The 3720-nt window shown below is 71.1% G+C and carries 4 protein-coding genes; all 4 read left to right on the forward strand.

The window, feature by feature from the left end:
* The coding region (locus tag SFU54_RS05810) for a hypothetical protein (RefSeq protein ID WP_319015347.1) at positions 1-338 on the forward strand (338 nt) is incomplete at its 5' end.
* Positions 339-347: 9 nt separating this feature from the next.
* Positions 348-1172 carry a hypothetical protein gene (locus tag SFU54_RS05815; RefSeq protein ID WP_319015348.1) on the forward strand — a complete coding sequence of 275 codons (825 nt, stop codon included), beginning with the start codon at positions 348-350 and terminating at the stop codon, positions 1170-1172.
* A gap of 72 nt (positions 1173-1244) precedes the next feature.
* Positions 1245-1973, forward strand: a complete 729-nt coding sequence (locus tag SFU54_RS05820) for a hypothetical protein (protein ID WP_319015349.1) — start codon at positions 1245-1247, stop codon at positions 1971-1973.
* Positions 1973-3538, forward strand: coding sequence for a DNA polymerase Y family protein (locus tag SFU54_RS05825; RefSeq protein ID WP_319015350.1), 1566 nt, complete (start codon positions 1973-1975; stop codon positions 3536-3538). The genes SFU54_RS05820 and SFU54_RS05825 overlap by 1 nt, the downstream gene beginning before the upstream one ends.
* Positions 3539-3720: the final 182 nt, after the last annotated feature.

The raw sequence follows: 3720 nt of genomic DNA on the forward strand, positions 1-3720 counted from the left end.
CGGCGGTCAGCCGCGACGGCTTCGAGAACGCCCTCGCGCACGTCGAGCGCGTCACCGGCGCCTCCCCCGCCCTCACGCTTGTCTCGGTGCCGCGCGAGAAAGACCTCGCGGGGTTTCGTGCCGTGGCGGCGGGGTTGAGCGGGCGCGTCGTGTTCGTCGCGCTTGAGCGCGTGCACTTGCACTATCCCGAGCGCGACGAGTGGCCCGGCGAGTGGGCGACCGCTCATGAATTGCCCGCGCTGTTGCGGAGCGCGCCCACGGTGCTCGCCATCGGCACCGCGAGTTTTTCGGCCGAGGTGTTGCGGCACTGCGGCGTCGACACTGATCGCGTCTTCTAGAGGAGCATCATGACCACCCCTGCCCCGTTCGGCCTGCTGCTCGACGTTGACGGCCCCATCGCGAGCCCGATCGAGCGTCGCATCGCGATTGACTCGATTGTGAGTGACCTGCTCACGATGGCCGCGGCGGGCATTCCGATCGCGTTCATCACCGGGCGCAGCGATGACTTCATGCGCGAGCACGTCGTCGCACCCCTCGTGGCCGGGGGGCTGGATGCTCACAGTCACGTCTTCGGCGTCTTCGAGAAGGGCGGCGCCTGGGCGCCCGTGACCCCGCAGGGGCTCGGCGAGCTCGAGATCGACGCGCAGGTCGCCGTGCCGGAGGCTCTGCGCGTCGCCGTCGAGTCCCTCGCGCGCGAGCACTACGCCGACACGATGTTTGTCGATGAGGGCAAGCACGTCATGATCTCGCTCGAGCAGCACATCGACGTGCCCTCGCCCGTGTTCGCCGAGGCGCAGAAGCGTTGCGTCGATGAGATCGCGCGCCTCATGACCGAACTCTCCGTCGGCCCCGCGTTTCGCATTGATCCCACGATCATTTCGATCGACGTCGAAGCGGTGCTGCTCGACAAAGATCTCGGAGCTCACCGCGCTCTCGACTGGTTTGCGGCACGCGGTGTCACGGCCGAGCGCTGGTGGTCGATGGGCGACTCGCGCTCGGACTACTTGATGGCCGACGCGGTGCATGCGCGGGGCATCCCCGTGGCGCACGTCGATGTGCGGCCCGGAGACGGCATGCTCGAGCGCCCCTACGACGTCGTGGTCGAGGGCGACCTGATTCACGATGCCGCGGGGGCTGCGTTTCTGCGCCGACGGGTTGCCGAGCTCGCCTGAGAGTATTCGCGACACGCCGAGCGAATGTCGGTGCAAGTTGCCATATTCGAACGTATGTTCGATCATGGAGAGATGCCCGCCCTTGCGCTCTCTGCCCCCGTCGACCCTCGGGTTGACTCCCGCAGCGCGCGCATCGAGGCGGTTGACACCGTGCAGGCGCTCCAGGCCCGCATCGACGCGCTGCAGCGTACCCGGCTCGACTCGCGGCTCATGCCCACGCACGAAGCACTCGCTGACCTGCTGCCCGACGGCGGGCTGCGTGAGGGCGCGACTTACGCACTGAGCCCCTCGAGCGCCCTCGTCATGGCGCTACTCGCCGGGCCCTCGCAGGCGGGCTCGTGGTGCGGCGTTGTCGGCATGCCCGAGTTCGGCGTTGAGGCCGCCGAGGCCATGGGCATCGACCTCGACCGCCTCGTGCTGGTGCCGCACCCGGGCGATGCGTGGCTCACGGTCACGGCAGCGATTGCGGATGCGCTCGGCATCGTCGTCGTGCGGCCCGGGCGAGCGGCGAGCGATGGCGCCATCTCCAAGCTCGCCGGGCGGCTGCGCGAACGCGGGTCGACCCTGCTCGTGCTCGGGCCGTGGCCCCAGGCCGAGGCCATGATCAGCCTGACCGAGAGTCGCTGGTCGGGCCTCGGCGACGGCCACGGCTACTTGAGCGAGCGCGAAGTGACGATCACTGTGAGCTCGAAGCGCGGTGGCCGGCCCCGCAGCGGGCGGGTGATGATGCCCGATGCCGAGCTGGGCATCCGTCGTCTCGATCGCGATGCTGCCGTCACTGCTTTGAGACGGGTCGGCTGATGCAGCGCACGCTCGTGCTGTGGGTGCCCGACTGGCCCGTCATCGCGGCCGTGCGCGAAGGGCTCGCGGCCGCGGGGGCGCCCATCGCCGTCATGGCGGCAAACAGGGTGATGGCGTGCTCCCCCGCGGCCCGTGCAGAGGGCGTGCGGGCGGGTCAGCGGCGGCGTGAGGCGCAGTCGCTGTGCACCTCGCTCGTTGTCGTGCCGTTCGATGAGGGCCGCGACCATCGGCTGTTCGCGCCGATCATCGACATCGTCGAAGGGCTTGTGGCGGGCGTGCAGGTCGTGCGGCCGGGGCTGCTGGCGCTCGCGGCGCGCGGGCCCGCGCGGTACTACGGGGGCGAGAAAGCCGCCGCGCTCGCCCTGCGCGGGGCGGTGCGCGCCGACGATGTGGTCGACACGCGCATCGGCATTGCCGACGGGCCGTTCGCAGCTGAACTCGCGGCGCGCACGGTGGCTGCCGATCAGTCGGTGCAGATTGTGCCGAGCGGAGCATCCGGCCCCTTTCTTGCTCCGTTCTCGGTGACGACGCTCGGCGACCCCGACCTCGCCACGCTGCTCGGGCGGCTCGGCGTGCGCACGCTCGGCGACTTTGCCGCGCTGCCCGCCGAGGCCGTGCGCGACCGCTTCGGCGCTGCCGGCGCCCATCGGCACGCGCTCGCGGGGGCTGCCGACGCCACTCCGCTCGTGCCGCGCACTCCCCCGCCCGACCTCGAACGCGTGCTCGAGCTGGAGCCACCGCTCGACCGCGTCGACCAGCTCGCCTTCGCCGTGCGGCAACTCGCCGACGAACTCGTCGAGGCCCTCACGAGCCGGCTGCTCGTGGCGACGGCCATTCGCATCGGGTTTCGCGACGAGCACGGCACCGAGACCGAGCGTGCTTGGCTGCACCCGCGGTCGTTTCGTGCGAGCGAGATCGTCGACCGGGTTCGCTGGCAACTCAGCGGAGAGACGCGCACGGCGGGCGCTCGCGCCGATGCCGATCGTGGGCCGGGGCTACGCTCGGCCATCACGCGCGTGCGCATCGTGCCCGAGAGCGTTGATGACCTCGCCCACCACGAGCCCGGGCTGTGGGGTGGCCCTCCCGATGAGCGCGTGCACCACGCCCTCTCGCGCGTGCAGAGTCTGCTCGGGCACGACGCCGTGCTCACCGCCCACCGCGCGGGCGGCCGCACCCTCGCCGAACGCTCGGTGCTCGTGCCCTGGGGCGACCGTGCCGTCATCACGCGACCCGTCGAACGACCCTGGCCTGGTGCCTTGCCGCAGCCCGCGCCCGCGACCGTATTCCCCTCACGGCATGCAGTGACGGTCGTCGACGCTCAGGGTGCCGCCGTCGGCATTGATGACCGGATGCGGCTCTCCGCGGCCCCCGCCGGGTTTGCTCCCGCCGCGGGCGGAACAACTCGGCCCGTGACCTCGTGGGCGGGGCCGTGGCCGCTCGATGAGCAGTGGTGGAGCATCCGTCGGCGGCGACTGCACCGACTGCAAGTGGTCGACGCGGCGGGCGTTGCCTGGTTACTCGTACTCGAGGGCACCAGTTGGTGGGCCGAGGCGCGCTATGACTGAGCCCTTCGTGACTGCGGGGCTGCGCTGATGGCCGGCTGGCACAACCCGCCGATTCCGTGGAGCGAGTTCGAGCGCAACCTGCGCGAGGGCAAGCGGCCCGGCTCGAGTCCGCCGCTCGGCGGTGATGCGGGCGACTCCCCCGCGTGGTCGCAGAAGCGCGCGCCCTACCGGGCTGCGGGTAT

This window comes from Microcella sp., assembly GCF_033763155.1.
In the GTDB taxonomy this organism is placed as follows: Bacteria; Actinomycetota; Actinomycetes; order Actinomycetales; family Microbacteriaceae; genus Microcella.